Origin of the sequence: Microbacterium galbinum, assembly GCF_023101185.1 — a bacterium.
GTDB lineage: Bacteria > Actinomycetota > Actinomycetes > Actinomycetales > Microbacteriaceae > Microbacterium > Microbacterium galbinum.
This window is the reverse complement of record NZ_CP078077.1, coordinates 899,357-922,855: the sequence shown is the minus strand read 5'-3', so window position 1 is coordinate 922,855 and position 23,499 is coordinate 899,357. Positions and strand designations below refer to the sequence as shown.

Below are 23,499 nucleotides of genomic sequence, written 5' to 3'. Positions count from 1 at the left end.
GATCCCGGGGGTCTCGCCGTGCAGACGTGATCCGTCCGTGCAGGCGTGATGGCGCGGCACCACGTGCAGGGAGAAAAGACATCTGCAGGGAGGTTCGGCGGGATTCTCCCTGCACGTGTCGTTCTTCCCTGCGGATGAGCGGGCGGCAGAGGGCGACAGGCGTGCGAGGAGGCAATCTGAACGTGAGGGGTCACAACACGCCTCACGGGCGGGTACGAACACGGCGTGTTGTGACCCCGCACGGAGTCGAGACCCGGCTCTACTCCGAGTCGAGGCCGAACAGGTTCATCGGATGCGTGAGGCGCCACCAGATGCTGGGGCCCTCGACGTCGTCGTGGAGCACGAGTTCCGTCGTGGTCGCGTCGATCGGGCCGGCCGTGCTCAGCGAGCCCACGGCGTCGCCGTCTTCCCGCGCATCCCCGAGCGAGAAGCTCGTCGAGGTCGTCGCCGCGGCACCGTTCCAGAGCAGCACGTCGGCGTCGGCATCCGTCACGATGTCGACCTCCGCGCCCCACTCGGTGCGCACCTGACCGACGACCGTGCCGGCCGGAACCGCGGGTTCCTGGGCGATGAGCGCCGCTTCGACCTCGGCGAACAGCGAGCGCGTGGCCGCGAGCCGCTGGGCATCGTCGTCCTGATTCAGCACCGCTGCGTAGAGCTGCACGGTGCTGTCGCCCACGGTCACGTTCTTCGCCGTGAGCAGGTTCCACCCGACCAGCGTGCCGGTCTTGATGCCGACGACACCGGGGTCGGCCAGCATGCCGTTCGTGTTGGTCACGAGGCCCGCGCCGGGCAGTTCGACGGCAGGGGTGCCGACGATCTCCGCGAACACCGGGTTCTTCATCGCGAGCTCGCCCAGGCGCACCAGGGCGTCGGGTGTCGCGACGTTGCCGATGTCGAAGCCCGACGGCGTGACGACCGTAATGTCGCTGAGGCCGCGCTCGCTCAGCCAGATCTCCGCGGCGGCCGCGAACTCGCTGTTCGATCCCCAGATCTCCCGCGCGAGGCGGTCGATGTAGTTGTTCGCCGACCCGAGCAGCGTGCCCTGCAGCATCTGGTACTCGGTGAGCACTCCGCCGACCGGCACATCGAGCGACGACTGATCCGACATCCGATACGACCAGTACGACTGGCTGTCGGCACGGGTGAACGAGAACTCGGGACCCTGCTCGCCGAGGGCCAGGGGCAGTCGGTCGAGCACCATGAGCGAACTGACCACCTTGGTGATGCTCGCGATGCTCGCCGGATCCACCGAGGATGCCGTCGAGCCGATGCCGCCCACGCCGACGGCTGCACTGCCGACGCCGGGCCACGCCACGGCGGCCGGGGGAGCGGCGACGGTGGTGAACTCGACAGAATGAACGGTCGGGGCGACCTCGTGCAGCGGCCAGAGGATGGTCGTGCCGGCGTATGCGCCGACGAGACCGAGAACCATGCCGATCGGCACGAGCACGCGGGCGCTCGCGATCGCCGGGCGCAGTCGGGCCCCGCGCATGATCGCGACGGCGGGATCCTCGACGTACGGCTCGTCGTAGGTGCGCGCCGCGGAACCTGCGGCGACGGCGGCGGTGTCGATCCAGGTCAGAGCGGTGGCCGGGCGCTTCTCATCTGCCCACGCGGCCTCGGGAGTCTCGCTCTCGTTCGCCTCCGGAGCACCGGCCCCCTCGGCAACGGCCCCTTCGGCACCGGCAGTCTCGGTACCGGCAGCCTCGACATCAGCACCTTCGGGACCAGCCTCCTCGACGCCGGCAGCCTTCGCCTCGTCAGGGTCCGCCACGGCGGGCACGGATGCCGTCGCAGGCGGCTCGAGTTCGCCCGGGGCGTCGGTCGCAGCCGCGCCGGAATCGGGCACGGCGGCGGTGGCGGCGTCGGTGGGATGAGCGGCGGTCACTCGATTACGGTACCCAATCCCCGGGCTGATCTGCGGCGATGCGTCACGGGCGGGCGCGGGTGTCGACGCGCGGGTATGCTGGTCAGCACAACCACGGGAGTCCGGCGAGCCGGGCTGAGAGGGAGCGAATCGCGCTTCGACCGTCGAACCTGATCTGGGTCATGCCAGCGCAGGGAGGAGTTCAGATGAGTACGTCCACGCCCGAATCCGCCGCGAAGAACACCGGCGAAACGGCATCCAACCCGGCATCCGGATCCAACCCGGCATCCGCCGCGAAGCCGGCATCCGCGAAGAGCGCACCCGTCACGATCTGGCGTTGGCGCGTCGTCGACATCGTGGTCGCCAGCGTGCTCGGCGTCGCCGCCGGGCTGATCTTCCTCGCGTGGAACGTCGGCTACCTCGGCCCGAAGGCGCTCCTCGAGCCGCTGCTCCCGGGCCTGCAGGGGCTGCTCGACGGACCGTGGCTGTTCGCCGGTGTGCTCGGCGGCCTCATCATCCGCAAGGCGGGCGCCGCGATCTACGTCGAGCTGCTCGCCGCGGTCGTCTCGGCCCTGATCGGCAACCAGTGGGGCGGGTTCCTGACGCTCGAGGCCGGTCTCGTGCAGGGCCTGGGAGCCGAACTGATCTTCCTGCTGTTCTTCTACCGTCGCTGGTCGCTGCCCGTCGCGATCCTCGCCGGAGCCGGCGCGGCCCTCGCCGGCGGCATCAACAACCTCATCCTCTGGTACGCGGGGTCGGGCACCGAGTTCACGGTGATCTATCTGATCAGCACGGTCGTGTCGGGCGCGGTGATCGCCGGGGCCCTGTCGTGGGTGCTGGCGCGCGGCATCGCGGCCACGGGAGCGCTCGATCGCTTCGGCTCGGGCCGTGAGGCGCGCGTCCGCGTCTGATGACGATCGATCAGGCCGGCCCCGCGACGGTCGAGGCGACCGCGTGGGGCTGGCGTCATGCCAGCCGTCTGGCCTGGGCGCTGCAGGACGTCTCGTTCCGGATCGAGCCGGGGGAGCGCGTGCTGGTGCTCGGCGCGTCCGGTGCCGGCAAGTCGACACTGCTGCAGGGACTCGCCGGGGTGCTCGGCGGCGACGAGGAGGGCGAAGTTCAGGGCTCGCTCCTCGTCGACGGCATCCCCGCAGCGTCCACGCGCAGGCGCACGGGGCTCGTGCTCCAGGATCCCGACTCGCAGGTGATCCTCGCCCGGGTCGGTGACGACGTCGCCTTCGGGTGCGAGAACCTCGGCATCCCGCGCGCCGAGATCTGGCCGCGCGTGACGCAGGCGCTCGACGCGGTCGGCCTCGACGTGCCGCTGGATCGACCGACCAAGGCGCTGTCGGGCGGGCAGAAGCAGCGCCTCGCGCTCGCCGGCATCCTCGCGATGCGGCCGGGGGTCGTGCTGCTCGACGAGCCGACGGCCAACCTCGATCCCGAGGGCGTGGTCGAGGTGCGCGACGCGGTCGAGCGGATGCTGCAGGCGCACCCCGCGACGCTGATCGTCGTCGAGCACCGCCTCGACGTATGGCTGCCGCTGATCACGCGGGTGATCGTGGTCGGGCAGGGCGGGGTCGTGGCCGACGGACCGCCCGCGCACGTGCTCGGCGTCGAGGGCGCCCGGCTCGCGGCCGACGGGGTGTGGGTGCCGGGGTTCGTTCCGGATGCTCCGCCCGCTCCGCTGTCGGCGCCCGGCGAGGTGCTGATCTCGGCCCGCGATCTCGCCGTCGCCCGCGTGAAGGGGAAGCCCGTGGCGAGCGGCATCGACCTCGACGTGCGGGCAGGACAGGCGCTCGCGATCACCGGGCCGAACGGTGCCGGCAAGTCGACGCTCGGGCTCACGCTCGCGGGACTCCTGCCGCCTGCGGGCGGTGCGGTCGCGGCATCCGCGGCCCTGGCCGCCGGTATCGGATCGACGCCGATCGACTGGGCCTCGCGCGATCTGCTCACCCGTATCGGGATGGTCTTCCAGGAGCCCGAGCATCAGTTGCTGGCGAAAACCGTGCAGGACGAGCTCGCGGTCGGCCCGCGCGCTCTCGGCATGCCCGAAGACGAGATCGCCGCACGCAGCGAGGAGCTGCTGCACCGGCTGCGCCTCGACCGGCTCGCGCGCGCCAACCCCTACACGCTGTCGGGCGGCGAGAAGCGTCGGCTGACGGTCGCCGCCGCCCTCGCGACCCGGCCCCGGGTGCTCGTGCTCGACGAGCCGACCTTCGGACAGGACGCCCGTACCTGGGCCGAGCTCGTCGCGATGCTCGCCGCCCTGCGCGACGAGGGCACCGCGATCGTGACGATCACGCACGACCTCGACGTCGCCCGCGCGCTCCGCGCCGAGCGCTACGAGCTGGGCGGCAGCCGATGACCGTGCTCGACACCACCGCCCGTACCGGACGCATCGCCGGCATCAACCCCGTCGCCAAGCTCGGGGTGAGCGCGCTGATCGCGATCCCGCTGATCCTCACGCTCGATCCGGTGTCGGCATCCGTCGCCCTCGTGCTCGAGTGCGTGCTGTTCTTCTTCGCCGGCATCGGCTGGCGCGAGTTCTGGCTGCGCACCTGGCCGGTCTGGCTCGCGGCGCCCCTCACCGCCGTCACGATCGCTCTCTACGGCGAGACGAGCGGCACGATCTATGTCGAGTGGTTCGTGCTGCGCATCAGCGACGGGTCGCTCGCGCTCGCTCTCGCGACCTTCCTGCGCGTGCTCGCGATCGCGCTGCCGTCGGTGGTGCTGTTCATCACGGTCGACCCCACCGACCTCGCCGACGGACTCGCTCAGGTGCTGAAGCTGCCCGCTCGGTTCGTGCTGGGCGCGCTCGCCGGGTTGCGCATGATCGGGCTGTTCCTCGATGACTGGCGGGCGCTCGAACTCGCGCGCCGGGCACGTGGAGTCGCCGATCGCGGACGCATCCGCCGGTTCTTCGGCATGGCGTTCGCCCTTCTCGTGCTCTCGATCCGCAGGGGCGCGAAGCTCGCCACCGCCATGGAGGCCCGCGGCTTCGGAGCCCCCGGTCGGCGCACGTGGGCGCGCGAATCGCGGTTCGGGGCGGCCGAATGGATGCTGCTCGCGGTCGGTCTCGCGATCTCCGGGGTGGCCGTGGCCGCCGCGATCGCGACCGGCGCGTGGAACTTCATCCTCGGGCCGAGCTCCTAGCCGTCGCTCAGGTCTCGTTCCAGAGCCGCATGTAGAACTCGAGCCGCTCGTCGTCGCGTTCGACGCCGTACGCCTCGAGGAGCGGGTCCTCCCAGCCGGGGCCGAAGTTCCACCCGGTGCTCATGGCCGCGGCGGCGAGGTCGGCCCACCGGTCGGCGAGACCGAGGGCGGCGAGATCGACGTGGGCGGCGGGCTCACCCGCGGCGTCGAGGAGCGTGTTGGGCATGCAGGCGTCGCCGTGGCACACGACCAGGCGGTCGATCGGCGGGGCCTCTTGCAGCTCGGGCGGCACGACGACCCCGCGCTCGGCGGCGTTCGAGACGCGCCAGTGCACGCTCCACTCCCACGGGCAGTCGGCGACGGGGAGGGTGTCGTGCAGCATCCGCAGGGCGCGACCGACGGCGGGTACTGCGATCTCAGCCTTGCCATCCCAGCGCGTATCGACGGCGCTGAACGCGTCGATCGCGCGGGTGACGAGCCACTCGTGCGCGTCGTCCTCGCCCTGGGCGAGCACCTCGGGCACCGTGATCCAGCGGCGGGCCCAGCGCATCCGCTCGGCCTCGTCGTGCATGTTGGCCTCGTCATCGAGCGGACCCCACTTGATGTAGCGCCCGTCGTCGGTGCGGAACGTGAGGCCCCCGATACCGTTGCGCCAGACCGGAGTCACGGCGGCGCGACCGGCGAGGTCGCGCACGCGCGCGGGGATCTCGATGTGGGCGTCGGGGATGCTCATCCCTCCAGTCTGCCGTGCCGACCCCGTAGGCTCGCTGACACAGCCTTCCCCGGGGATCGTGGTGACACCAAGAACCACGTAGGCTGAAACTCAGTCGCACGACGACGTTCGAAGGAGAACACCATGCAGATCAGTGGACAGGGCGCGCTCATCACCGGAGGCGCCTCGGGTCTGGGCCTCGCCACCGCACGTCGGCTCGCCGCCGACGGCGCCCACGTCACGATCATCGACCTCTCGACGTCGAAGGGCGCCGAGCTCGCCGACGAACTCGGGGGACTCTTCGTGCCCGCCGACGTCACCAGCGTCGACGAGGTGCAGGATGCCGTCGCCCAGGCGCAGGCGGTCGCCCCGCTGCGCGTCGTGGTCAACTGCGCCGGCATCGCGCCGCCCGCGAAGGTTCTCGACCGAGACGGCAACCCGGCCGTGCTCGCCGACTTCGAGCGCATCGTGCGCATCAACCTCGTCGGCACGTTCAACGTGCTGTCGCAGGCATCCGCCGTCATCGTGAAGAACCCCGTGGACAGCGACACCGACACCCGTGGCGTCATCGTCAACACCGCCAGCGTCGCCGCCTTCGACGGCCAGATCGGCCAGCCCGCGTACGCCGCGTCGAAGGGCGGTGTGCACGCGATGACCCTGCCGGTCGCCCGCGAGCTCGCCCGCTACGGCATCCGCGTGGTCACCATCGCCCCCGGAATCATGGAGACCCCCATGCTCATGGGCCTGCCGCAGGCCGCGCAGGACTCCCTCGGCCAGCAGGTGCCGCACCCCTCACGGCTCGGGCGCCCCGACGAGTACGCCGCCCTCGTGCAGCACATCGTCGAGAACGACTACCTCAACGGCGAGACGATCCGCCTCGACGGCGCGATCCGCATGGCGCCGAAGTAACCCGCCCGCACCGGCATCCGACCCAGAAGGAGACCCATGTCACTCGCAGGAAAGACCATCCTGATGTCCGGCGGCAGCCGCGGGATCGGGCTCGCGATCGCGCTGCGCGCCGCAGCCGATGGCGCGAACATCGCCATGCTCGCGAAGACCGACACCCCGCACCCCAAGCTCGAGGGGACGATCCACACCGCGGCCGAGCAGATCCGCGCGGCCGGCGGTCAGGCGCTCGCGATCGTCGGCGACGTGCGCGACGACTCCGACACCACCGAGGCCGTGATGAAGACGCAGGGCGAGTTCGGCGGCATCGACATCGTCGTCAACAATGCCAGCGTCATCGACCTCTCGCGGTCGCTCGACCTCGATCCCAAGAAGTACGACCTGATGCAGGACGTCAACGTGCGCGGCACGTTCATGCTGTCGCGCGCGGCCGTACCGATGCTGAAGGATGCCGAGAACCCGCACATCCTGTCGCTCTCGCCGCCGCTGAACCCCACGCCGAAGTGGCTCGGTGCGCACACCGGGTACACGCTCGCGAAGTTCGGGATGACGATGGCGACGCTGGGCCTCGCGGCGGAGTTCGCGCGCGACGGCATCGCGGCGAACACGCTCTGGCCGCGTACGACCATCGCGACCGCGGCGGTGCAGAACCTGCTCGGCGGCGACAAGGTCATGGCCGCGAGCCGCACCCCCGACATCTACGCGGATGCCGCGTACCAGGTGCTCCTGCAGCCCGCCGGGTCGTACACGGGGCAGACGCTCATCGTCGAGGACGTACTCGAGGCTGCGGGGGTGACCGACTTCTCGGGCTACGCCGCGATCCCGGGGACCCCTGACGCGGCGCTGTTCCCCGACATCTTCCTCGACTGAGCCGGGGCGTCTCGGGAGCTCAGAAGAGCAGGTACACCGCGCCGAGCACCGTGAGCACGATGACGATGCGGTCGAAGAGCCGCTGATCGAGCCTCTTCGCGACGGCGAGCCCGATGAGCGCGCCGATGACGACGAGCGGGGCGAGCGCGGCATCCATCAGCAGCACCTGCCCCTCGAAGAGTCCGAGTCCCGCGAGGAACGGCACCTTGACGAGGTTGATGATCGCGAAGAACCACGCCGAGGTGCCGAGGAACACCTGCACCGGGGTGCGCGTCGCGAGGAAGTACATCGACATCACCGGGCCGCCGGCGTTCGCGACCATCGTCGTGAACCCGCCGAGCGTGCCGTAGGTGCCGGCGAGCAGAATGCCGCCGCGGGCGGGAGCCACGGCATCCGCCCTGTTCTGCCGCCACCGTCGCCAGAGCGTCACCGCGATCATGACCAGCAGGATCACGCCGATCGCGCGCCGCACGACGCCGTCACCGGTGAGCGCGAGGAACGCGAAGCCGGCCAGGAGTCCCAGCACGACGGCCGGGGTGAGGCGCAGCAGCGTCGGCCAGTGCGCGTGCCGACGGTAGGCGATGAGCGCGAACACATCGCCGACCATCAGCAGTAGCAGCATGGCCGCGGTCGAGGTGCGCGCCGGCAGCACGGCCGCGAACAGGGCGATCGCGAGGATGCTGCCGCCGGGCAGTGCGGTCTTCGAGATGCCGATCGTCACCGCGGCGAGGCCCAGCGCGGCCCACGCCCACGGGTCGAGGGCGATCACCGAGGCGTCAGGCGCGGACGGCCGCGAGGGCGGCGGCGAAGCGAGCGGAGCGCTTCTCGATGTCGGCCCAGTCCTGGGCCTTGAGCGAGGCACCGTTGGCGAGGTCGCCTCCGGCTCCGACGGCCACGGCACCGGCCGCGAACCAGTCGGCGAGGTTGTCGGGGTTCACGCCACCGGTGGGCATGAGGGGAGCCTCGGGGAACGGGCCGCGCAGGGCGCCCAGGTACGAGGGGCCGCCGAGCGACGCGGGGAAGATCTTGACGACGTCGACGCCGAGTTCGAGCGCGCCCATGACCTCGGTGGGGGTCATGGCGCCGGTCATCACGACGCGGCCGGTGTCGAGCATGCTGCGCGTGAGGTGGGGGAGCGTGCCCGGGCTCACGAGGAACTCGGCGCCCGCATCGGCGGCGAGGGCGGCCTGCTCGGCGGTGGTGACGGTGCCGGCGCCGACGTAGGCGGCGTCGCCGTGCCGGGCGATGAGCTCGCGGATGACGGCGGGCGCATCGGGGGTCGAGAACGTGACCTCGATACCGGTCACTCCGCCCCGGATGATGGCCTCGGACGCCTCGAGGGCGAGCTCGGGGGTGGAGGCGCGGAGCACGGCGAGGACTCCGGTGGCGCGGGCACGGGTGAGGCGGTCGGACATCATGCTCCTTGTGGTGGGGGTCGTTCTATTCTCGCCGACGCCAACTTGTCATTACAACGGGCGCGTCCGGGCCCCCTCAGGCACGCCAGGCGTCGATCAGGTCCTTCGACTCCTTGAGGCCGAGGCCGGCCTCTTCGCGCAGCAGCTTGATCGCGGCGATCTGCTGTTCGGCGGCGACGAGCCGGTCGATCTCGGCCACCGCCTCGGGCGGCAACGAGGCGCGCAGCGACCCGACGTCGTGGAAGACGGGCGGCTGGATCGGAATCGCGGTCGTGGCGGGGGCGGCGCCGACCCGCCAGTGGTCGATGCGGCGCTTCGCGGACTGCAGGCTTTCGCCGGTGTGCTCGCGCAGGGTCTTGATCGCGACAATCTTGCTGTCGGCGCGCACCAGGTCGTCGATCTTCGCGACCACTTCGGGGGCGATCGGCACCGGAACGCCCGGGGTGGCCTCGGGCACCTTCGGCCGCATGCCCCGCAGGGCTGCGGCCACGATGGCGATCACGATGATCGCGCCGACGATGATCCCGATGATCCACACGAAGTCCATGCCGGTCAGTCTAGGCAGGGGCCCCGACAGTCCAGCCGTCTCCCACCCGCTCGCCGGTACCCTGGAAGGTATGACCGAGAACCCCCGCACGCGCGAGACGCGCCCCGCAGCATCCGCGTCCGCCCCCGAGGGTCGACCCGCCCAGGGCAAGGTGCGCACCACGGGCTCCACTCAGGTGCGCCCGGCGACCGAGGGCTGGACCCAGCAGAAGGACGCCGAGGGGCGCCCGCTGCTGCAGTTCGCCAGCCCCAAGCGCGGCAAGCCGCCCGTGCACCTCGCCGACCTCACGCCCGAGGAGCGCGTCGAGAAGGTGAAGGAGCTCGGCCTGCCCGGCTTCCGCGCCAAGCAGCTCGCGACCCACTACTTCCGGCACTACACGTCCGACCCCGCGCACATGACCGACCTCCCGGCCGGCATCCGCGACGAGCTGGTCGCCGGCATGCTGCCCCCGCTCATGACCGAGGTGCGCCGTCTCGAGACCGATCGCGGCGACACGATCAAGTTCCTCTGGCGCCTGCACGACGGCGCCCTCGTCGAGTCGGTGCTCATGCGCTACCCCGGCCGCATCACGCTCTGCGTGTCGAGCCAGGCCGGCTGCGGCATGAACTGCCCGTTCTGCGCGACCGGCCAGGCGGGCCTCACGCGCAACATGTCGACGGCCGAGATCGTCGAGCAGATCGTGCGCGCCAACCGCCTCATCGCCGAGGGCGGCCTGGGCGGTAAGAAGTCCGACGATCACAGCATGGAGCGCGTCTCCAACATCGTCTTCATGGGCATGGGCGAGCCGCTCGCCAACTACAAGCGGGTGATGGATGCCGTGCGCATCATGGTCGCCCCGCAGCCCGAGGGGCTCGGCATGAGCGCCCGCGGCATCACCGTCTCGACCGTCGGCCTCGTGCCCGCGATCAGGAAGCTCGCCGACGAGGGCATCCCGGTCACCTTCGCGCTGTCGCTGCACGCGCCCGACGACCACCTGCGCGACGAGCTCATCCCGGTGAACTCCCGCTGGAAGGTCGACGAGGCTCTCGACGCCGCCTACAACTACTACGAGAAGACCGGTCGCCGCGTCTCGATCGAGTACGCGCTCATCAAGGACATGAACGACCATGCGTGGCGCGCCGATCTCCTCGCCGAGAAGCTCAACCAGCGCGGTCGCGGATGGGTGCACGTGAACCCCATCCCGCTGAACCCGACGCCGGGGTCGATCTGGACCTCCTCGGAGAAGGACGTCACGGCCGAGTTCGTGCGCCGCCTCAACGACGCCGGCATCCCGACGACCCTCCGCGACACCCGCGGCAAGGAGATCGACGGCGCCTGCGGTCAGCTCGTCGCGACGACGGAGGACGAAGCGGCCTCGGCCGCGATGGCCTGACCGCGCCGCGCATCGCGGAGCCCGTCCGCGGCACCCAGCCGTTCGGCATCCGCGAGCCAGCGCCCGATCCTCTCGGGTGAGGCGTTCTTGACGCCCAGCATCCGGTGCGCGCGCACCGAACGGATGCCGCAGAACCGCATCGTGTTGCGCACCACCTGGCGCTGCGCCGGCAGTCCCGTGAAGGGCGCGGCGTACCAGGGGGTGTCGGCGAGCAGCAGCAGGCGTCCGTGAGGCGCGGTGAGCAGGCCGATCGGCAGGCCCTGCGGCGAGTAGCGGTACTCCTGCTGCGGCAGCAGGGCGCGGTCGAAGAAGCCCTTGAGCAGCGCCGGCACCGACCCCCACCACAGCGGCGTCGCGATGACGATCGTCTGCGCCTCGGCGAGAGCCTGCTTGGCGTCGATCAGGTCGGGTTCGAGGGTCATGCGCTGCCGGTATCCGAAGCGCAGGTGCGGGTCGAATTCGAGGTCGCGCAGGGCGAGCACGCGGGCATCGCCGTGCCCCGTGGCGTAGCGCTGCGCGAGCGAAGCGGTGAGGGATTCGGCGTGCGGGTGGCCGTCGATCACGAGAGCGGTCATGCGTCGGTTCCAATCTGGACAGTGTCAAGCAGGTGGACAGTGTCAAGATAGGAGATAATGTTGCTCATGTCAAGTTCGAAGACGGGGTACCACCACGGTGATCTCGCGCGCGCCCTCGAAGACGCCGCGATGCAGTTGCTCGAGCGGATGCCGGCCGCCGACATTAGCCTGCGCGAGGTCGCTCGCGCCGCCGACGTCAGCCACAACGCGCCGTACCACCACTTCTCCGATCGTCTCGGTCTGCTCAAGGCGATCGCCGAGCGCAGCATGGCCGATCTGCTCGCCCAGGTGCAGAACGCGACGACGGATGCCGCGACCCCGCGGGCGGCGCTCGCCGCGGGTGGCGAGGCCTACATCCGCTTCGCCGTCGAGCATCCGCATGCCTTCGACGCCGTCTACGACCCCACGGTCTGCGTGCCGGGCTCGCCCACCGCGACGATGGCCCCGCTGATCGATGCGCTCGAAGGAGCGCTCGCCGCGGCGGCCGCCGCCACCGGACTCGACCGCCCCACCGACGTCGTCGCGCTCTGGGGCCTCATCCACGGCCTCGGCACCCTCGCCGCCGCCGGGCACTTCGGCCTCGACGACGCCCTCGCCTCCTACGAGGCTCTTCTCGGCAGGCTGCTGTCCGCCGGAGTGTGATCCGGAGCGCGCCCCTGCCGAACCTGGGAGCCGTCAAAGCCTTCTTCCACCGTGCGCACAGGCGACCTTTCGTAGATTGTCGGGATGCCCTATTCCGCCCACCGACCGGGTCGCTTCGACTCGCAGGGTCGGATCATCATCGACGGCGACCCGAACGCCCCGACGGATGACCTCGACTTCCTGCGCGAGTACGAGCCCACAGGTTCCGCCGACGAGCCGTTCATCACGGACTCCGCCACGCGCGAGACCCCGCGCCCGGAGACCGCCGACGACTCGGCAGAATCGGATGCCGCGGCATCCGCACCGTCGAAGCCCGCCCGCGCGCCCCGCCCGCCGCGGGAGCGCAGGCCACGCGCGCCCCGCACCCCGGGCTCGCGCCTGCGGCAGCTCGCGATCCTCGGCGGGGCCGAGGGCGAGATCCTCGACCGCGTCCCCGGCGAGACGCCGCGCTTCGTGCAGATGTTCTTCGTGCTCGCCGGCACCGCCCTGGTCTCGGCGATCTCGATGCTGTTCGCGCTCACGACCGGCGTGGGGGCCGCGATCTGGCTGGCCGTTCCGCTCGCGCTCGTCTGGGCGCTCATCATCTTCAACCTCGATCGCTTCCTCACCTCGACCATGGCGTCGACGCGCAACGTGTGGCGCCTCATCGGCCTCGCGATCCCCCGAGTGATCATGGCCGCGATCATCGGATTCGTGGTCGCCGAGCCGCTCGTGCTGCAGGTGTTCCACAACGACATCGCCCGCGAGGTCGCCTCGACCAACATCACGCAGTCGCAGACCGACCAGGAAGCCCTCGAGTCCGGCCCCGAGAAGATCGCTCTCGACGCCGCGACCGCCAAGGTCGCCGAGCTCGAGAACCAGGCGGCGACGGGCATCGTGGCGGGAACCGATTCGTCGTCGGCATCCGAATCCGCCGCCCAGGCGACCGTCGACGACCTCACGACCAAGCTCGCGGACCAGCAGACCGTCATCGACCAGGCCCGCGCGCTCTACCAGTGCGAGCTCACCGGCGAGGGCGCGGGCACCGTTCCGGGCTGCACCGGGGTGAACGGCGAGGGCGCGAGTTCCGACGCTGCCCAGGCCCAGCTCGCCCAGGCCCAGCAGACCTACGACGGCCTCGCCGAGCAGCTGCGCGTCGCGAACGAGGAGCTCGCCACGGCCGGCACCGCCGCGAAGGAGAACACCTCGACCTCCGAGGCGACGAACCGCCAGACCGCGCAGGACCAGCTGCCAGCCGCACGCGACACCTACGACCAGGCGCTCGCGGCCTACAACGCCCGAGCGGATGCCGTGGCGCAGGGCAACGCCGGAGCGACCGGCCTCCTCAGCCAGATCAGCGGGCTGAACCGCCTGAGCGAGAAGGAGCCCACGATCCTGTGGGCGCATATCCTCATCGCCGCGCTGTTCTTCATGATCGAGCTGCTGCCCGTGCTGGTGAAGGTGCTCACCTCGTACGGCGACCCGAGCCTCTACGAGAAGGCCGCGGCGATCCGCAAGCAGGTCGCGCTCGACAAGGTCACCGCCGAGGGCTTCGCCGATCGCGCATCGATCGTGCAGACGCAGTCGGCCGCGGTGACCGAGACGGCGGCGCGCACGAGCTGAGGGTTTTCATCTCTCGGTGAGGGGTCAAGACACGCCGCAACGGATGCCGAGTGAGCGGCGTGTCCTGACTCCTCGCGATGGCGGCGGGTTCTCAGACTCGGTCTCTACGGTGATGGCCATGGCTTCATCTCGTCGTGCGACCGTGTGGGTGTCGCTGGTCGGCGTCGTCGCGGTCGCCGTCTACGCCGCCGTCGCCGCGCTGCAGATCATGGTGCTCAACCCGCTCGCCGCGGCTCCGGGCCGTACGCTCGATCAGATCCGGGCCGACATGGGAGAAGCGGGCGAGAGCCTGAGTCCGATGTCGGTGCTCGGCATCCTCGGTATCGGAGTCGTGGTGTCCGTCGTCGTCGCGATCGTCGCGATCGTCGGGCGGATGCCGGCGGCGATCGCCGCGATGGTCTTCCTGGGCCTCGTGGTTCTCGGGACCCTCGGGTACTTCGCCGCATCGTTCGGGGCGGGCATGGGACTCGCCGACACCTACGGGATCGGCGGTGCCGACTACTCGCCGTGGGCGCGTCCGCTCTACGCCGCGAGTCTGGTGGCGCTCGGCGCCCTGCTCGTCCTCGCGGTTCGCGAGATGCGTCACCGCGCGCGCCGGACATGAACTTCTGAGACCGGTCACGGAAACCGACCCGCAGTGTCGGCGACCGGCGCTAGCGTTAGAACATGGTCAACTATCGCTATCTCGGCAACAGTGGTCTCAAGGTCTCTGAGATCACCTACGGCAACTGGGTCACCCACGCCTCTCAGGTCGGCGACGACGCCGCCGTCAAGACGGTGCACGCGGCGCTCGACGCCGGCATCACCACGTTCGACACCGCCGACACCTACGCCAACACCGCGGCCGAGGTCGTGCTCGGCAAGGCCCTCGAGGGGCAGCGGCGCGAAGGCCTCGAGATCTTCACCAAGGTCTACTTCCCGACCGGTCCAAAGGGCCCGAACGATACCGGCCTCAGCCGCAAGCACATCATGGAGTCGATCAACGGCTCGCTGACCCGTCTCGGCACCGACTACGTCGATCTCTACCAGGCGCACCGCTTCGACTACGAGACCCCGCTCGAGGAGACGTTCCAGGCCTTCGCCGATGTCGTCCGCCAGGGCAAGGCGCTCTACATCGGTGTCTCGGAGTGGACGGCCGAGCAGCTGCGCGAGGGCCACGCGCTCGCCAAGCAGCTCGGCATCCAGCTCATCTCGAACCAGCCCCAGTACTCGATGCTGTGGCGCGTCATCGAGGGCAAGGTCGTTCCGGCCTCCGAAGAGCTCGGCATCTCGCAGATCGTCTGGTCGCCGATGGCGCAGGGCGTGCTCAGCGGCAAGTACCTGCCCGGTCAGCCCGTGCCCGAGGGTTCGCGCGCGACCGACCCGCACAGCGGTGCCGACTTCATCAAGAACTTCCTGCAGGACGACATCCTCACCGCGGTCCAGCGCCTCAAGCCGATCGCCGAGCAGGCGGGTCTCACGATGCCGCAGCTCGCGATCGCCTGGGTGCTGCAGAACCCGAACATCGCGGCAGCCCTGGTCGGAGCATCGCGCCCCGAGCAGCTCGCCGACACCGTCAAGGCATCGGGAGTGAAGCTCGACGCCGACACGATGGCGGCGATCGACACCGCCCTCGGCGACACCGTCAACCGCGACGCCGAGCACACCTACTCGACCTCGCCGAAGACCCGCCTGGTCTGAGCATCCGCGTCTGACGCACACGTACGAGGCCCCCTGTCGCACACCGCGGCAGGGGGCCTCGTCGTGTGGGAGGGGCTTCGGGGATTGAAGCCGGGGGCGATGGGTCTCGGCGCCCGCAGACGCGTCGACGGTGTTGCGGACGGTCAGCGGATGCCGGCGCGCGCCACGAGCCACGGCACTGCGACATCGACAAACCGCTCGATGTCGGATGCCTCGGTGTAGAGGTGCACCGAGAGCCGCACGTACCCGGCGCCTCCGAAGCTCGTGAATGCGGTCTCGATGCCGGTCGCGGGGAGGATCTCGGCGCGCAGCGCATCCGCCTCTTCCCGGGTCGCCCCCAGCCCGCGCGGCAGGCGGATCAGTCGCATCGATGGGACCGGCGAGGGGACCGGCGTGAGCGGTTCCGCATCGGCGAAGCGACGGAACGCCGCCGCGATCGCCTCGGCCCCGGCATCCGCCATCTCGGTCATGACCGTGCGCGTGCGCTCCCACCCGATCTCGCGCTCGACGAACGCGATCGCGGTCGGCGTCGCGAGATACCCGGTCGCGTCGATCGTGCCCTGGTAGTCGAAGCGCGAGGGGAAGGGGGCGTGCGCGTTCCACGAGTCGATCAGCGGCCAGAGGTCGTCGCGATCCGCGGCGGTCGTCACCAGCAGCGCAGATCCGCGCGGCGCGCACGGCCACTTGTGCAGATTGCCGAACCACCACGTACCGCCCGCCGCCGACGCGGCATCCGGGAGGAGGCCCGGCGCGTGCGCACCATCGATCAGCGTGCGCGCACCGTGGTGCGCGGCGATGTCGGCGATGCGTCGCGTCGGCATCAGCCGTGCCGTCGGCGACGTGATCTGGTCGACCACGACGAGACGCGCACGATCCCCGATCTCGGCGGCGAAGCGGTCGACGACCTCGTCGTCGGAGGCGAGCAGCGGGATCGCCACCGTGCGGACGGTCGCACCCGTGCGGCGCGCCAACCGCTCCGCGCCCATCGTCACCGCGCCGTATCCGTGATCGGTGACGATGATCTCGTCGCCCGGTTCGAGGTGCATTGCGTTGAAGACCACGGTCGCCGCGGCCGAGGCGTTCGGCACGAAGGCGACGTCATCGGCGCGCGCACCCACGAAGGGTGCCGTGCGCTCGCGGGCCTCGCGCGTGCGCTCGCCGAGAGTCGGAAACCACGCGACGGGACTGAGGTCGCCCTGGCGGCGCAGAGCATCCTGATGCTCGATCACGGCGGTCGGCGGAGCGCCGAACGAACCGTGATTGAGGTGCACGGTCGCGGGATCGAGGGGCCACGCGTCGCGTGCCCGCGCGAACGAACGCAGCGCCACGGGAGCGGGGAAGGTTGTCATCGCGGGGCTTTCCACATTCTGTTGTCTGCTCCTGCCGGTCATCCGGGCGGCGCGGGCGAGTGGCGCGCGGCGCGCGAACCCGTCAGGCGAGAGTGATGTCGACCTGGATCTCCGCCGCCAGCTTCTCGAGGTCGGTGCGGAGCGCATCGAGATCAGCGGATGCCGGAACCGTCGCCGTGACCGTCGACTCGAACAGGCGCCCACCGGCCATCGCGGCGTCGCGCGTCTCGGTGTCCATGCTCGTGATGCTGAGCGCGTGGGAGGTCAGAACGCCGGAGATCTCGTGGACGATCCCCGCGCGGTCGTTGCCCAGCACCGAGAGCGAGATCGAGCTCCCGTCGCGGTGGGCCCCGGCATCCGATCCGGTGTGGATCGTCACCGTGAGCAGTCCGGTCAGGGCGCGCAGCGCGGCCTGCAGTTCGGCGACCCGATCGGCGGCCACCGAGACCTCGATCACCCCCGCGAAGGTGCCCGCGAGCTCGGCGAGGCGGCTGTTCTCCCAGTTGCCCCCGTGGGCGTCGACGGCATCAGCGACGGCGGCGACGAGGCCCGGACGGTCTGCACCCGCGACGGTGAGGATCAGAGTAGTCATGGGGTCAGCGTAGTCGGCGGTGCGCGAGCGGCCCGGGCCTAACTCAGGAAGAACGGATGCCGGGGCGCGTGAAACGGGCCGAATCAGCCGATTTCGACACGATGTTCCTGAGTTGGGTACGGGGCGTCTCGGGGTGGGACCCTTCGACAGGCTCAGGGCCCCAGTCTCTGGGGCCCTTCGTCGCGCTGCGCGGTTCCTGAGCGAGGAGCGCAGCGGCAAGGCGAAGGGAGCTCAGTCGGCGAGCTCGGTCCAGAGGCCGGTGTCGAGGAAGCCGTCGAGGCGGGCGCGGTGCGGGGCGAGGTCCCAGCCCTGTGCTGCGACCCACTCGTCGGAGTAGTAGGTGCCGGCGTAGCGGACTCCGCTGTCGCAGATCAGGGTCACCACGCTCCCGGTCTCGCCCGCGGCGCGCATGCGCGCGATCAGCTGGAACGCCCCGTACAGGTTCGTGCCGGTCGACCCGCCCGCCCAGTGCAGGGTGCGCTCGCGCAGCAGACGGATCGCCGCGATCGAGCCGGCGTCGGGCACGCGGATCATCTCGTCGATCACGTTCGGAACGAACGACGGCTCCACGCGCGGTCGACCGATGCCCTCGATGCGGCTCGGGCGCCCGGCCGGAGCATCCGGAGTTCCCGCCCAGCCGTCGTAGAACGCCGAACCCTCGGGATCGACGACCGCGATCTCGGTCGTGTGCCGCCGGTAGCGCACGTACCGGCCGAACGTGGCGCTCGTGCCGCCGGTCCCGGCGCCGACCACGATCCAGCGGGGGATCGGATGCCGCTCCTGCGACAGCTGGCTGAACACGCTCTCGGCGATGTTGTTGTTGCCGCGCCAGTCGGTCGCGCGCTCGGCGTAGGTGAACTGGTCGAGGTAGTGGCCGTGGCAGTCGGCGGCGAGGCGGCGGGCCTCGGGCGACATGTCCTCGGCGCGGTCGACGAAGTGGCAGGTGCCGCCGTAGAACTCGATGAGGTCGATCTTCTCCTGCACGGTCGAGCGAGGCACGACGGTCACGAACGGGAGCCCGAGCATCCGGGCGAAGTACGCCTCGGAGACGGCGGTCGAACCGCTCGACGATTCGACGAGGGTCGTGTCGCCCCGGATGAGTCCGTTGACGAGGCCATAGAGGATCAGCGACCGCGCCAGACGGTGCTTGAGCGACCCGGTCGGATGCACCGACTCGTCCTTCAGGTACAGGTCGATGCCCCACTCGGCGGGCAGCGGGAAGACGTGCAGGTGGGTGTCGGCACTGCGGTTGGCGTCGGCCTCCAGCAGAGCGATCGCGTTGCTGGTCCAGGAGTCCACCGTTCGAGCGTACCCGGGCTCAGTTGTCGGTGTAGCCGCCTTCGCCGGTGTCGCCGTCGTAGGTGAACGTGCGGTCCGACAGGACGATCTCGATGTCGGAGCCGAGGGGCTGCTCAGAGAGCAGCAGCTCCTCGAGCTTCGCGGCACGCTGCAGGTACTCCGAGGTGTCGGCTCCGAACGACGCGGCGAGCTTCATGTCGGTCATGAGGTAGAGGTAGGCGCTGACGGCTGTGCGGTTGAACTCGGTGTCGGGGATCCTCTCCCACAGCGACCCGTCGGTGCGCGCGGCCTTGTACTCGTCGATCTTGTTCTGCAGGGTGGCCTCGGCCGAGCCTCCGGTGTCGGGCAGAGAGGGCGCGTCGTCGGGCTCTGCAGGTTCGGCCTCGGTGTCGCCGGGATCGGGGGCGGTCTGACCGGAGTCGTCGGAATCGGATGCCGGTGCCGACTCGCCGCGGTCGCCCAGGCCCCGGGGGATGATGCCGATGACCAGGGCCACCAGGACGCCGATGACCGCGATCGCGATGAGGACCACGACGAGCGTGCCGCGCCGGGGAGTCGACGGAGCGGCCGCGGCCGCGGCCGCGCCGGAGGCAGGGCCGACCGGGTAACCGTTCGCCGGCGGGTAGCCGCCCACCGGTGGCGAGGCCCCCGCGGGAGGCTGGGCCGGGTACGTCTGCTGGACCGGGTACGTCGGAGCGGTTGCCGGAGTCGGAGCGGATGCCGGAGCCGGAGGCGCTGCAGGAGCGGCCGGCTGATGCGTCGGAGCCCCGGGGTGCGCGGGAGGGGCCTGGTACGCGGGGGCCGGCTGGTACGCCGGAGTCGGCCGGTAGCTCGCGGGCGGCTGGTACACGGGTGGCTGGTACGCCGGCGGCTGGTACGCGGGACGGTGACCGGGCGGCAGCGGGGCACCGGCCGGGAGAGTGGGGGCTGCGGCATCCGCTCCCACCGGCGGAGCCAACGGCGGCTGCGCGGGCGGCGGGGGAGAGGCGGGCGTGGGCGCCTCCGGCGGAACCACCGCGTCGGCATCCGCTCCCGCTGCAGGGTCGGGCGTCCGGTCGTCGCCCGTCACGGCTGGACCCGCGTACTGCCGGCGAGTGTCATACCGCCGCGGCCGTCGACGTGCAGGAGGGAGGCCTGCGACTGCTCCTGCTGCAGCTGGAACTCGAAGCGCGAACGGTCGCCGCGGTGGTAGGCGATGAAGTACTCGATCGGGGTGTCGTCGTCGGTGCGGCTCACGCTGCGCAGGCGCAGCAGGGCGGATCCGGCGCTGACGCCGAGGTGGCCGGCCTGCTCGTGCGTCGCGACCGTGGCCTCGGCCGATCGCACACCGCGGGTGGCGACGATGCCGTGCTCGGCGAGCACCCGGTACAGAGAGGAGTCCGACAGATCGACGCCCAGGGTGACCGCGCCGACGGCATCCGGCATCCACGTGGTCGACAGCGACCAGGGCTCGTCGTCGACGTGGCGCAGCCGCTCGAGCACCACGACCCGCGACCCGACCGGGATCTCGAGAGCCGCCGCGATCTCGTCGTCGGCGACGGCGAATTCGTGGCGCAGCACGTCGCTGTGCACGTGGCCGCCGCGACGCTCGACGTCGTCGTACAGACCCACGAGCGTGTGCACCAGGCTCTCCGCCGTGCGCGGGCGCGAGACGAAGGTGCCCTTGCCCTTGACGCGCTCGACGAGACCCTCGTGCTCGAGCTGCGCGAGCGCCTGGCGCACGACGGTGCGCGAGACGCCGTAGCGCTCGCAGAGTCCGTGCTCACCCGGGAGGGGATCGCCCGGCTGCAACCCGTCGCGCGCGATGCCGTCGACGATCAGCTGCCGCAACTGGTCGTACATCGGTGCGGCGGAGTGGCGGTCGATCGCGTCGGGAAGCACGGCGGACATGTTAGTACGCCACGCCCGCGTGCAGGATCACATTCGCGTACGGGGTGAACTCGCCGGAGCGCACGAACGCCCGCGCCCCGTGGGTGAGCTTCTTGAAGTCGACGTGCGGCACGAGCTCGATCTCGAAGTCCATGCCGGCGAACCGCTCGCGTAGCGCCTCGAGCACTTCGGGGCTCTTCTCGGCCACCTCGGCCGACACCGTGGCGCCCTCGACGACGAGCTCGGCGAGCACGGTGTCGAGCACGTCGAAGAACGCGGGTGCTCCCGGCCGGTAGGCCAGGTCGATGCGCTCCGACCCCGGAGGGATCGGCAGGCCCGCATCGGTCACGACGAGCAGGTCGGTGTGCCCGGTCTCGCTGATGACCCGCGACAGCGCGGGGTTGATCGTGGTCGCGGTCTTGCGCATGGCGGCTCCGGTCTCTCTGTGTGATGTGTTGGGCGGTCAGCCGACGGGCGCCGCTTCGCGCTCCGCGAGGAACGCGTCGACGTCGGCGCGCAGGGGCAGGCTCGGCGAGGCGCCCTGCTTCGTGACGGTGAGGGCGCCCGCGGCCGTCGCCAGGCGCACGGCGTCGGCGAGGCTGCTGCCGTTCGCGAGCGCGGCGCCGAGATACCCGGCGTAGGCGTCGCCGGCGGCGGTGGTGTCGACGGCGGTGACGGGGAACGGCGGGATGACGGATGCTCCCTCCGACGTGACCACACACGACCCCTGTCCGGCGAGGGTGATGACCGCGGCGCCGACGCCCTGGTCGAGGAACCAGCGTCCGGCGCGCTCGGCGGATTCGGCATCCGTCACCTCGATGCCGCTGATGAGCGTCGCCTCGGTCTCGTTCGGCGTGACGATGTCGATGTTCGCCCACACCTCGACGGGCAGCGTCGCGGCCGGTGCGGGGTCGAGGATCACGGTCATGCCGTGCTCGCGGCCGCGGCCGGTGATGTGCGCCGTGAGGGCCGAGGGCGTCTCGAGCTGGGTGAGCAGCACCGAGGTGGTCGGGGCGAGGGCGGCGAGCGCCTCGTCGATCTGGTCGGTGTTGAGGGAGGCATTGGCGAGCGGCACCATCACGATGTCGTTCTGCGCCGAGGCGTCGACCCGGATGTGCGCGATGCCGGTCGGGCCGGGCACGGTGCGCAGGTGCGCCAGGTCGACCCCGGCCTCGCTCAGGCCGTCGACGACGAGGTCGTGGAAGAGGTCGTCGCCCACGCATCCGACGAAGCTCGTGCGGGCGCCGGAACGGCCGGCGGCGACGGCCTGGTTGGCGCCCTTGCCGCCCAGCATCAGGGTGAACTGATCGCCCAGGATCGTCTCGCCTCGCGCGGGGAGGCGCTGCGAGAAGGTGGTCACATCGGCGGTGACGCTGCCGACGATCACGACGCCGGAACGGTCTTCGGGGTGTGCGGGGGCCATGTCGCTCCTGGTCGTCTTCGACGGCGATGTACGTCGGCCGGAGCTTTGACATCGCCCCGCGCCTGTCATTACATTAGCCGAAAGCGAACCTGTAACGACAGGTTGTCCCCGAGGAGTCCCGATGACCGTGATCGCCCCCCGCCTGTACGTCGACAGCGCCGACGTCGACCGGGTGTCCCGGCTCCTCGCCGCGGGCGTCGTGCACGGTGTCACCACGAACCCGACGATCCTCGAACGCGGCGGGCGCACCGCCGGCGAGATCCCGGAGCTCTACGCCCGGTGGGAGTCCGAGGGCGCCGCCGAGATCTTCTTCCAGACGTGGGGCGGCGACACCGCGACGTTCCTGCGCAACGCCGAGCGCATCCGTGAACTCGGACCGCGCGTCGCCGTGAAGGTGCCGGCGACCGCCGCCGGGTTCGCCGCGGCATCCGCCCTCGTCGCCGACGGCGCCACCGTGCTCGTGACGGCCGTCTACTCCGTCGCCCAGGCGCTCGCGTGCGCGAGCATTGGTGCGCAGTACATCGCGCCCTACCTCGGGCGCATGCGCGACGCGGGCATCGACGGCGACACCGTGATCGCCCGCATGCAGGAGGTCTGCGAGGGCAGTGGATCGAACGTGCTCGCCGCGTCGCTGCGCACGGCCGACGACATCGTCGGGCTGCGCCTTGCGGGAGTGCCCTACTTCACCGCCGCGCCCGACGTGATCGAGCAGGCGCTGTTCCACGAGGTCAGCGACAGCTCGGCGGCCGAGTTCGACGCGGCCATGGTGCGCCTCGGGGCGTAGCGGTTCTCGGGGCGGGGCGCCGACGCGCGCACTGATCGGCGTGAGAGCGCGCATCGATCGGTGCCATATGTCGGTTATGGCGCCTCAGAACCGTCATTTCGCACCGATCGATGCGCTGCGGTGAGCGGGAGGGACGGATGCCTAGGCCGAGGCGGCCTGGCGCAGCCATCGCTCCACGCCCGCGATGTGGGCGGTGGCGAGCGAGGTCGCGAGCGCCGGGTCGTGGCGGGCGATGGCATCGGCGATCGCGCGGTGCTCCGACAGGGTGCGCTCGACCGCGCCGCCCTCGGTGAGTCCGCGCCACACGCGGGCGCGCACGGTCTGACTGCTGAGGTGCTCGATCAGGCTCGCGAGGTACGCGTTGCCGGCCATGCCGACGATCTCGCGGTGGAAGCGGATGTCGTGCTCGACGAGTTCCTCGATGGTCACCGAGGCGTCGACGCGCTCGACCTCGTCGACGAGGGCTGCGACCTGCTCGTCATCGCCGAGGGTCGCGGCGAGGCCGGTGGCCTGCGACTCCAGCATCCGCCGTACGGCGAAGATCTCGAGCATCGAGTCGTCGTCGTGCATGTCGACCACGAACGAGATCGCCTCGAGCAGCAGATGCGGTTCGAGGCTCGTCACGTAGGTGCCGTCACCGCGGCGCACGTCGAGCACCCGGATGACCTCGAGGGCCTTCACCGCCTCGCGCATCGAGTTGCGCGACAGGCCGAGACGCTCCGACAGTTCCTTCTCGGGGGGAAGGCGATCGCCCGGCGACAGCTCGCCCGACACGATCATCGCCTTGATCTTCTCGATCGCCTCATCGGTGACTGCCATGGCCGTCATCCTAGCCA

Annotated in this window: 25 protein-coding genes and 1 riboswitch; of the genes, 11 read left to right on the top strand and 14 right to left on the bottom strand. The window is 70.8% G+C overall.

What is annotated here, in order from left to right:
- Nucleotides 1–259: 259 nt before the first annotated feature.
- A complete protein-coding gene (locus KV396_RS04600; protein ID WP_247956998.1) occupies nucleotides 260–1,891 on the bottom strand; it encodes a D-alanyl-D-alanine carboxypeptidase family protein in 1,632 nt (543 codons plus the stop codon).
- An 83-nt stretch (nucleotides 1,892–1,974) separates the two neighbouring features.
- Nucleotides 1,975–2,086, top strand: a riboswitch (TPP riboswitch).
- Between KV396_RS04600 and KV396_RS04595 the strand changes: the two genes are divergently transcribed.
- The 3 genes from KV396_RS04595 (at nucleotide 2,077) to KV396_RS04585 (ending at nucleotide 5,026) form a co-directional block, all read left to right on the top strand.
- Nucleotides 2,077–2,781, top strand: coding sequence for an ECF transporter S component (locus tag KV396_RS04595; protein WP_247956997.1), 705 nt, complete (start codon nucleotides 2,077–2,079; stop codon nucleotides 2,779–2,781). It overlaps the preceding riboswitch by 10 nt.
- Nucleotides 2,781–4,238, top strand: a complete 1,458-nt coding sequence (locus KV396_RS04590; RefSeq protein WP_247956996.1) for an ABC transporter ATP-binding protein — start codon at nucleotides 2,781–2,783, stop codon at nucleotides 4,236–4,238. Before KV396_RS04595 ends, KV396_RS04590 begins: the two co-directional genes overlap by 1 nt.
- Nucleotides 4,235–5,026, top strand: coding sequence for an energy-coupling factor transporter transmembrane component T family protein (locus KV396_RS04585; protein WP_247956995.1), 792 nt, complete (start codon nucleotides 4,235–4,237; stop codon nucleotides 5,024–5,026). Before KV396_RS04590 ends, KV396_RS04585 begins: the two co-directional genes overlap by 4 nt.
- Before the next feature lie 7 nt (nucleotides 5,027–5,033).
- On the opposite strand, the gene KV396_RS04580 is transcribed toward KV396_RS04585, so the two are convergent.
- Nucleotides 5,034–5,759: an aminoglycoside 3'-phosphotransferase gene (locus tag KV396_RS04580; protein WP_247956994.1), complete on the bottom strand. Its 726-nt coding sequence runs from the start codon at nucleotides 5,757–5,759 to the stop codon at nucleotides 5,034–5,036.
- A gap of 123 nt (nucleotides 5,760–5,882) precedes the next feature.
- Between KV396_RS04580 and KV396_RS04575 the strand changes: the two genes are divergently transcribed.
- Both KV396_RS04575 and KV396_RS04570 read left to right on the top strand, forming a co-directional pair.
- On the top strand, nucleotides 5,883–6,647 hold the full coding sequence (locus tag KV396_RS04575) for an SDR family NAD(P)-dependent oxidoreductase (RefSeq protein ID WP_247956993.1): 765 nt from the start codon (nucleotides 5,883–5,885) through the stop codon (nucleotides 6,645–6,647).
- Between the two features lie 36 nt (nucleotides 6,648–6,683).
- Nucleotides 6,684–7,514 (top strand): SDR family oxidoreductase, encoded by an 831-nt coding sequence (locus KV396_RS04570; protein ID WP_247956992.1) that lies wholly within the window; start codon nucleotides 6,684–6,686, stop codon nucleotides 7,512–7,514.
- A 19-nt stretch (nucleotides 7,515–7,533) separates the two neighbouring features.
- Here KV396_RS04570 and KV396_RS04565 read toward each other — a convergent pair whose 3' ends face one another.
- From KV396_RS04565 to KV396_RS04555, 3 genes are all read right to left on the bottom strand, one after another.
- On the bottom strand, nucleotides 7,534–8,283 hold the full coding sequence (locus KV396_RS04565) for a sulfite exporter TauE/SafE family protein (RefSeq protein WP_247956991.1): 750 nt from the start codon (nucleotides 8,281–8,283) through the stop codon (nucleotides 7,534–7,536).
- A 7-nt stretch (nucleotides 8,284–8,290) separates the two neighbouring features.
- The gene (locus KV396_RS04560; protein WP_247624428.1) at nucleotides 8,291–8,929 is read right to left on the bottom strand and encodes a bifunctional 4-hydroxy-2-oxoglutarate aldolase/2-dehydro-3-deoxy-phosphogluconate aldolase; all 639 of its coding nucleotides are present in this window, start codon (nucleotides 8,927–8,929) and stop codon (nucleotides 8,291–8,293) included.
- A gap of 76 nt (nucleotides 8,930–9,005) precedes the next feature.
- Nucleotides 9,006–9,476 (bottom strand): hypothetical protein, encoded by a 471-nt coding sequence (locus KV396_RS04555; RefSeq protein ID WP_247956990.1) that lies wholly within the window; start codon nucleotides 9,474–9,476, stop codon nucleotides 9,006–9,008.
- A 70-nt stretch (nucleotides 9,477–9,546) separates the two neighbouring features.
- Between KV396_RS04555 and rlmN the strand changes: the two genes are divergently transcribed.
- Nucleotides 9,547–10,848: a 23S rRNA (adenine(2503)-C(2))-methyltransferase RlmN gene (gene rlmN / locus KV396_RS04550; protein ID WP_247956989.1), complete on the top strand. Its 1,302-nt coding sequence runs from the start codon at nucleotides 9,547–9,549 to the stop codon at nucleotides 10,846–10,848.
- Here rlmN and KV396_RS04545 read toward each other — a convergent pair.
- Nucleotides 10,797–11,423, bottom strand: a complete 627-nt coding sequence (locus KV396_RS04545) for an NAD(P)H-dependent oxidoreductase (RefSeq protein WP_247956988.1) — start codon at nucleotides 11,421–11,423, stop codon at nucleotides 10,797–10,799. The two genes, rlmN and KV396_RS04545, sit on opposite strands and share 52 nt — an antisense overlap.
- A gap of 66 nt (nucleotides 11,424–11,489) precedes the next feature.
- Here KV396_RS04545 and KV396_RS04540 point away from each other — a divergent pair, with 66 nt between their 5' ends.
- The 4 genes from KV396_RS04540 to KV396_RS04525 all read left to right on the top strand — a co-directional run bounded on the left by KV396_RS04540 (nucleotide 11,490) and on the right by KV396_RS04525 (nucleotide 15,347).
- Nucleotides 11,490–12,065 (top strand): TetR/AcrR family transcriptional regulator, encoded by a 576-nt coding sequence (locus KV396_RS04540; protein WP_247956987.1) that lies wholly within the window; start codon nucleotides 11,490–11,492, stop codon nucleotides 12,063–12,065.
- A gap of 84 nt (nucleotides 12,066–12,149) precedes the next feature.
- A complete protein-coding gene (locus tag KV396_RS04535; protein ID WP_247956986.1) occupies nucleotides 12,150–13,667 on the top strand; it encodes a DUF4407 domain-containing protein in 1,518 nt (505 codons plus the stop codon).
- Nucleotides 13,668–13,785: 118 nt separating this feature from the next.
- A complete protein-coding gene (locus KV396_RS04530) occupies nucleotides 13,786–14,271 on the top strand; it encodes a hypothetical protein (protein ID WP_247956985.1) in 486 nt (161 codons plus the stop codon).
- Between the two features lie 62 nt (nucleotides 14,272–14,333).
- Complete coding sequence (locus KV396_RS04525) at nucleotides 14,334–15,347, top strand: aldo/keto reductase family protein (RefSeq protein ID WP_247956984.1); 1,014 nt, start codon at nucleotides 14,334–14,336, stop codon at nucleotides 15,345–15,347.
- A gap of 143 nt (nucleotides 15,348–15,490) precedes the next feature.
- On the opposite strand, the gene KV396_RS04520 is transcribed toward KV396_RS04525, so the two are convergent.
- The 7 genes from KV396_RS04520 to KV396_RS04490 all read right to left on the bottom strand — a co-directional run bounded on the left by KV396_RS04520 (nucleotide 15,491) and on the right by KV396_RS04490 (nucleotide 21,879).
- The gene (locus tag KV396_RS04520) at nucleotides 15,491–16,696 is read right to left on the bottom strand and encodes an aminotransferase class V-fold PLP-dependent enzyme (protein ID WP_247956983.1); all 1,206 of its coding nucleotides are present in this window, start codon (nucleotides 16,694–16,696) and stop codon (nucleotides 15,491–15,493) included.
- A gap of 82 nt (nucleotides 16,697–16,778) precedes the next feature.
- Nucleotides 16,779–17,288 (bottom strand): glycine cleavage system protein R, encoded by a 510-nt coding sequence (locus KV396_RS04515; protein ID WP_247956982.1) that lies wholly within the window; start codon nucleotides 17,286–17,288, stop codon nucleotides 16,779–16,781.
- A gap of 231 nt (nucleotides 17,289–17,519) precedes the next feature.
- Complete coding sequence (locus tag KV396_RS04510; RefSeq protein ID WP_247956981.1) at nucleotides 17,520–18,587, bottom strand: PLP-dependent cysteine synthase family protein; 1,068 nt, start codon at nucleotides 18,585–18,587, stop codon at nucleotides 17,520–17,522.
- A gap of 19 nt (nucleotides 18,588–18,606) precedes the next feature.
- On the bottom strand, nucleotides 18,607–19,656 hold the full coding sequence (locus KV396_RS16800; protein WP_282185372.1) for a hypothetical protein: 1,050 nt from the start codon (nucleotides 19,654–19,656) through the stop codon (nucleotides 18,607–18,609).
- A complete protein-coding gene (locus tag KV396_RS04500; RefSeq protein WP_247624439.1) occupies nucleotides 19,653–20,477 on the bottom strand; it encodes a GntR family transcriptional regulator in 825 nt (274 codons plus the stop codon). The genes KV396_RS16800 and KV396_RS04500 overlap by 4 nt, the downstream gene beginning before the upstream one ends.
- Nucleotide 20,478: 1 nt before the next feature.
- Entirely contained in the window at nucleotides 20,479–20,883 is a 405-nt protein-coding gene (rbsD, locus tag KV396_RS04495) for a D-ribose pyranase (RefSeq protein WP_247624440.1), read from the bottom strand.
- Between the two features lie 36 nt (nucleotides 20,884–20,919).
- Nucleotides 20,920–21,879 carry a ribokinase gene (locus tag KV396_RS04490; protein WP_247956980.1) on the bottom strand — a complete coding sequence of 320 codons (960 nt, stop codon included), beginning with the start codon at nucleotides 21,877–21,879 and terminating at the stop codon, nucleotides 20,920–20,922.
- A 121-nt stretch (nucleotides 21,880–22,000) separates the two neighbouring features.
- Between KV396_RS04490 and KV396_RS04485 the strand changes: the two genes are divergently transcribed.
- The gene (locus tag KV396_RS04485; RefSeq protein WP_247956979.1) at nucleotides 22,001–22,663 is read left to right on the top strand and encodes a transaldolase family protein; all 663 of its coding nucleotides are present in this window, start codon (nucleotides 22,001–22,003) and stop codon (nucleotides 22,661–22,663) included.
- A 141-nt stretch (nucleotides 22,664–22,804) separates the two neighbouring features.
- Here KV396_RS04485 and KV396_RS04480 read toward each other — a convergent pair whose 3' ends face one another.
- Nucleotides 22,805–23,482 (bottom strand): FadR/GntR family transcriptional regulator, encoded by a 678-nt coding sequence (locus KV396_RS04480; RefSeq protein WP_247624443.1) that lies wholly within the window; start codon nucleotides 23,480–23,482, stop codon nucleotides 22,805–22,807.
- Nucleotides 23,483–23,499 lie beyond the last annotated feature (17 nt).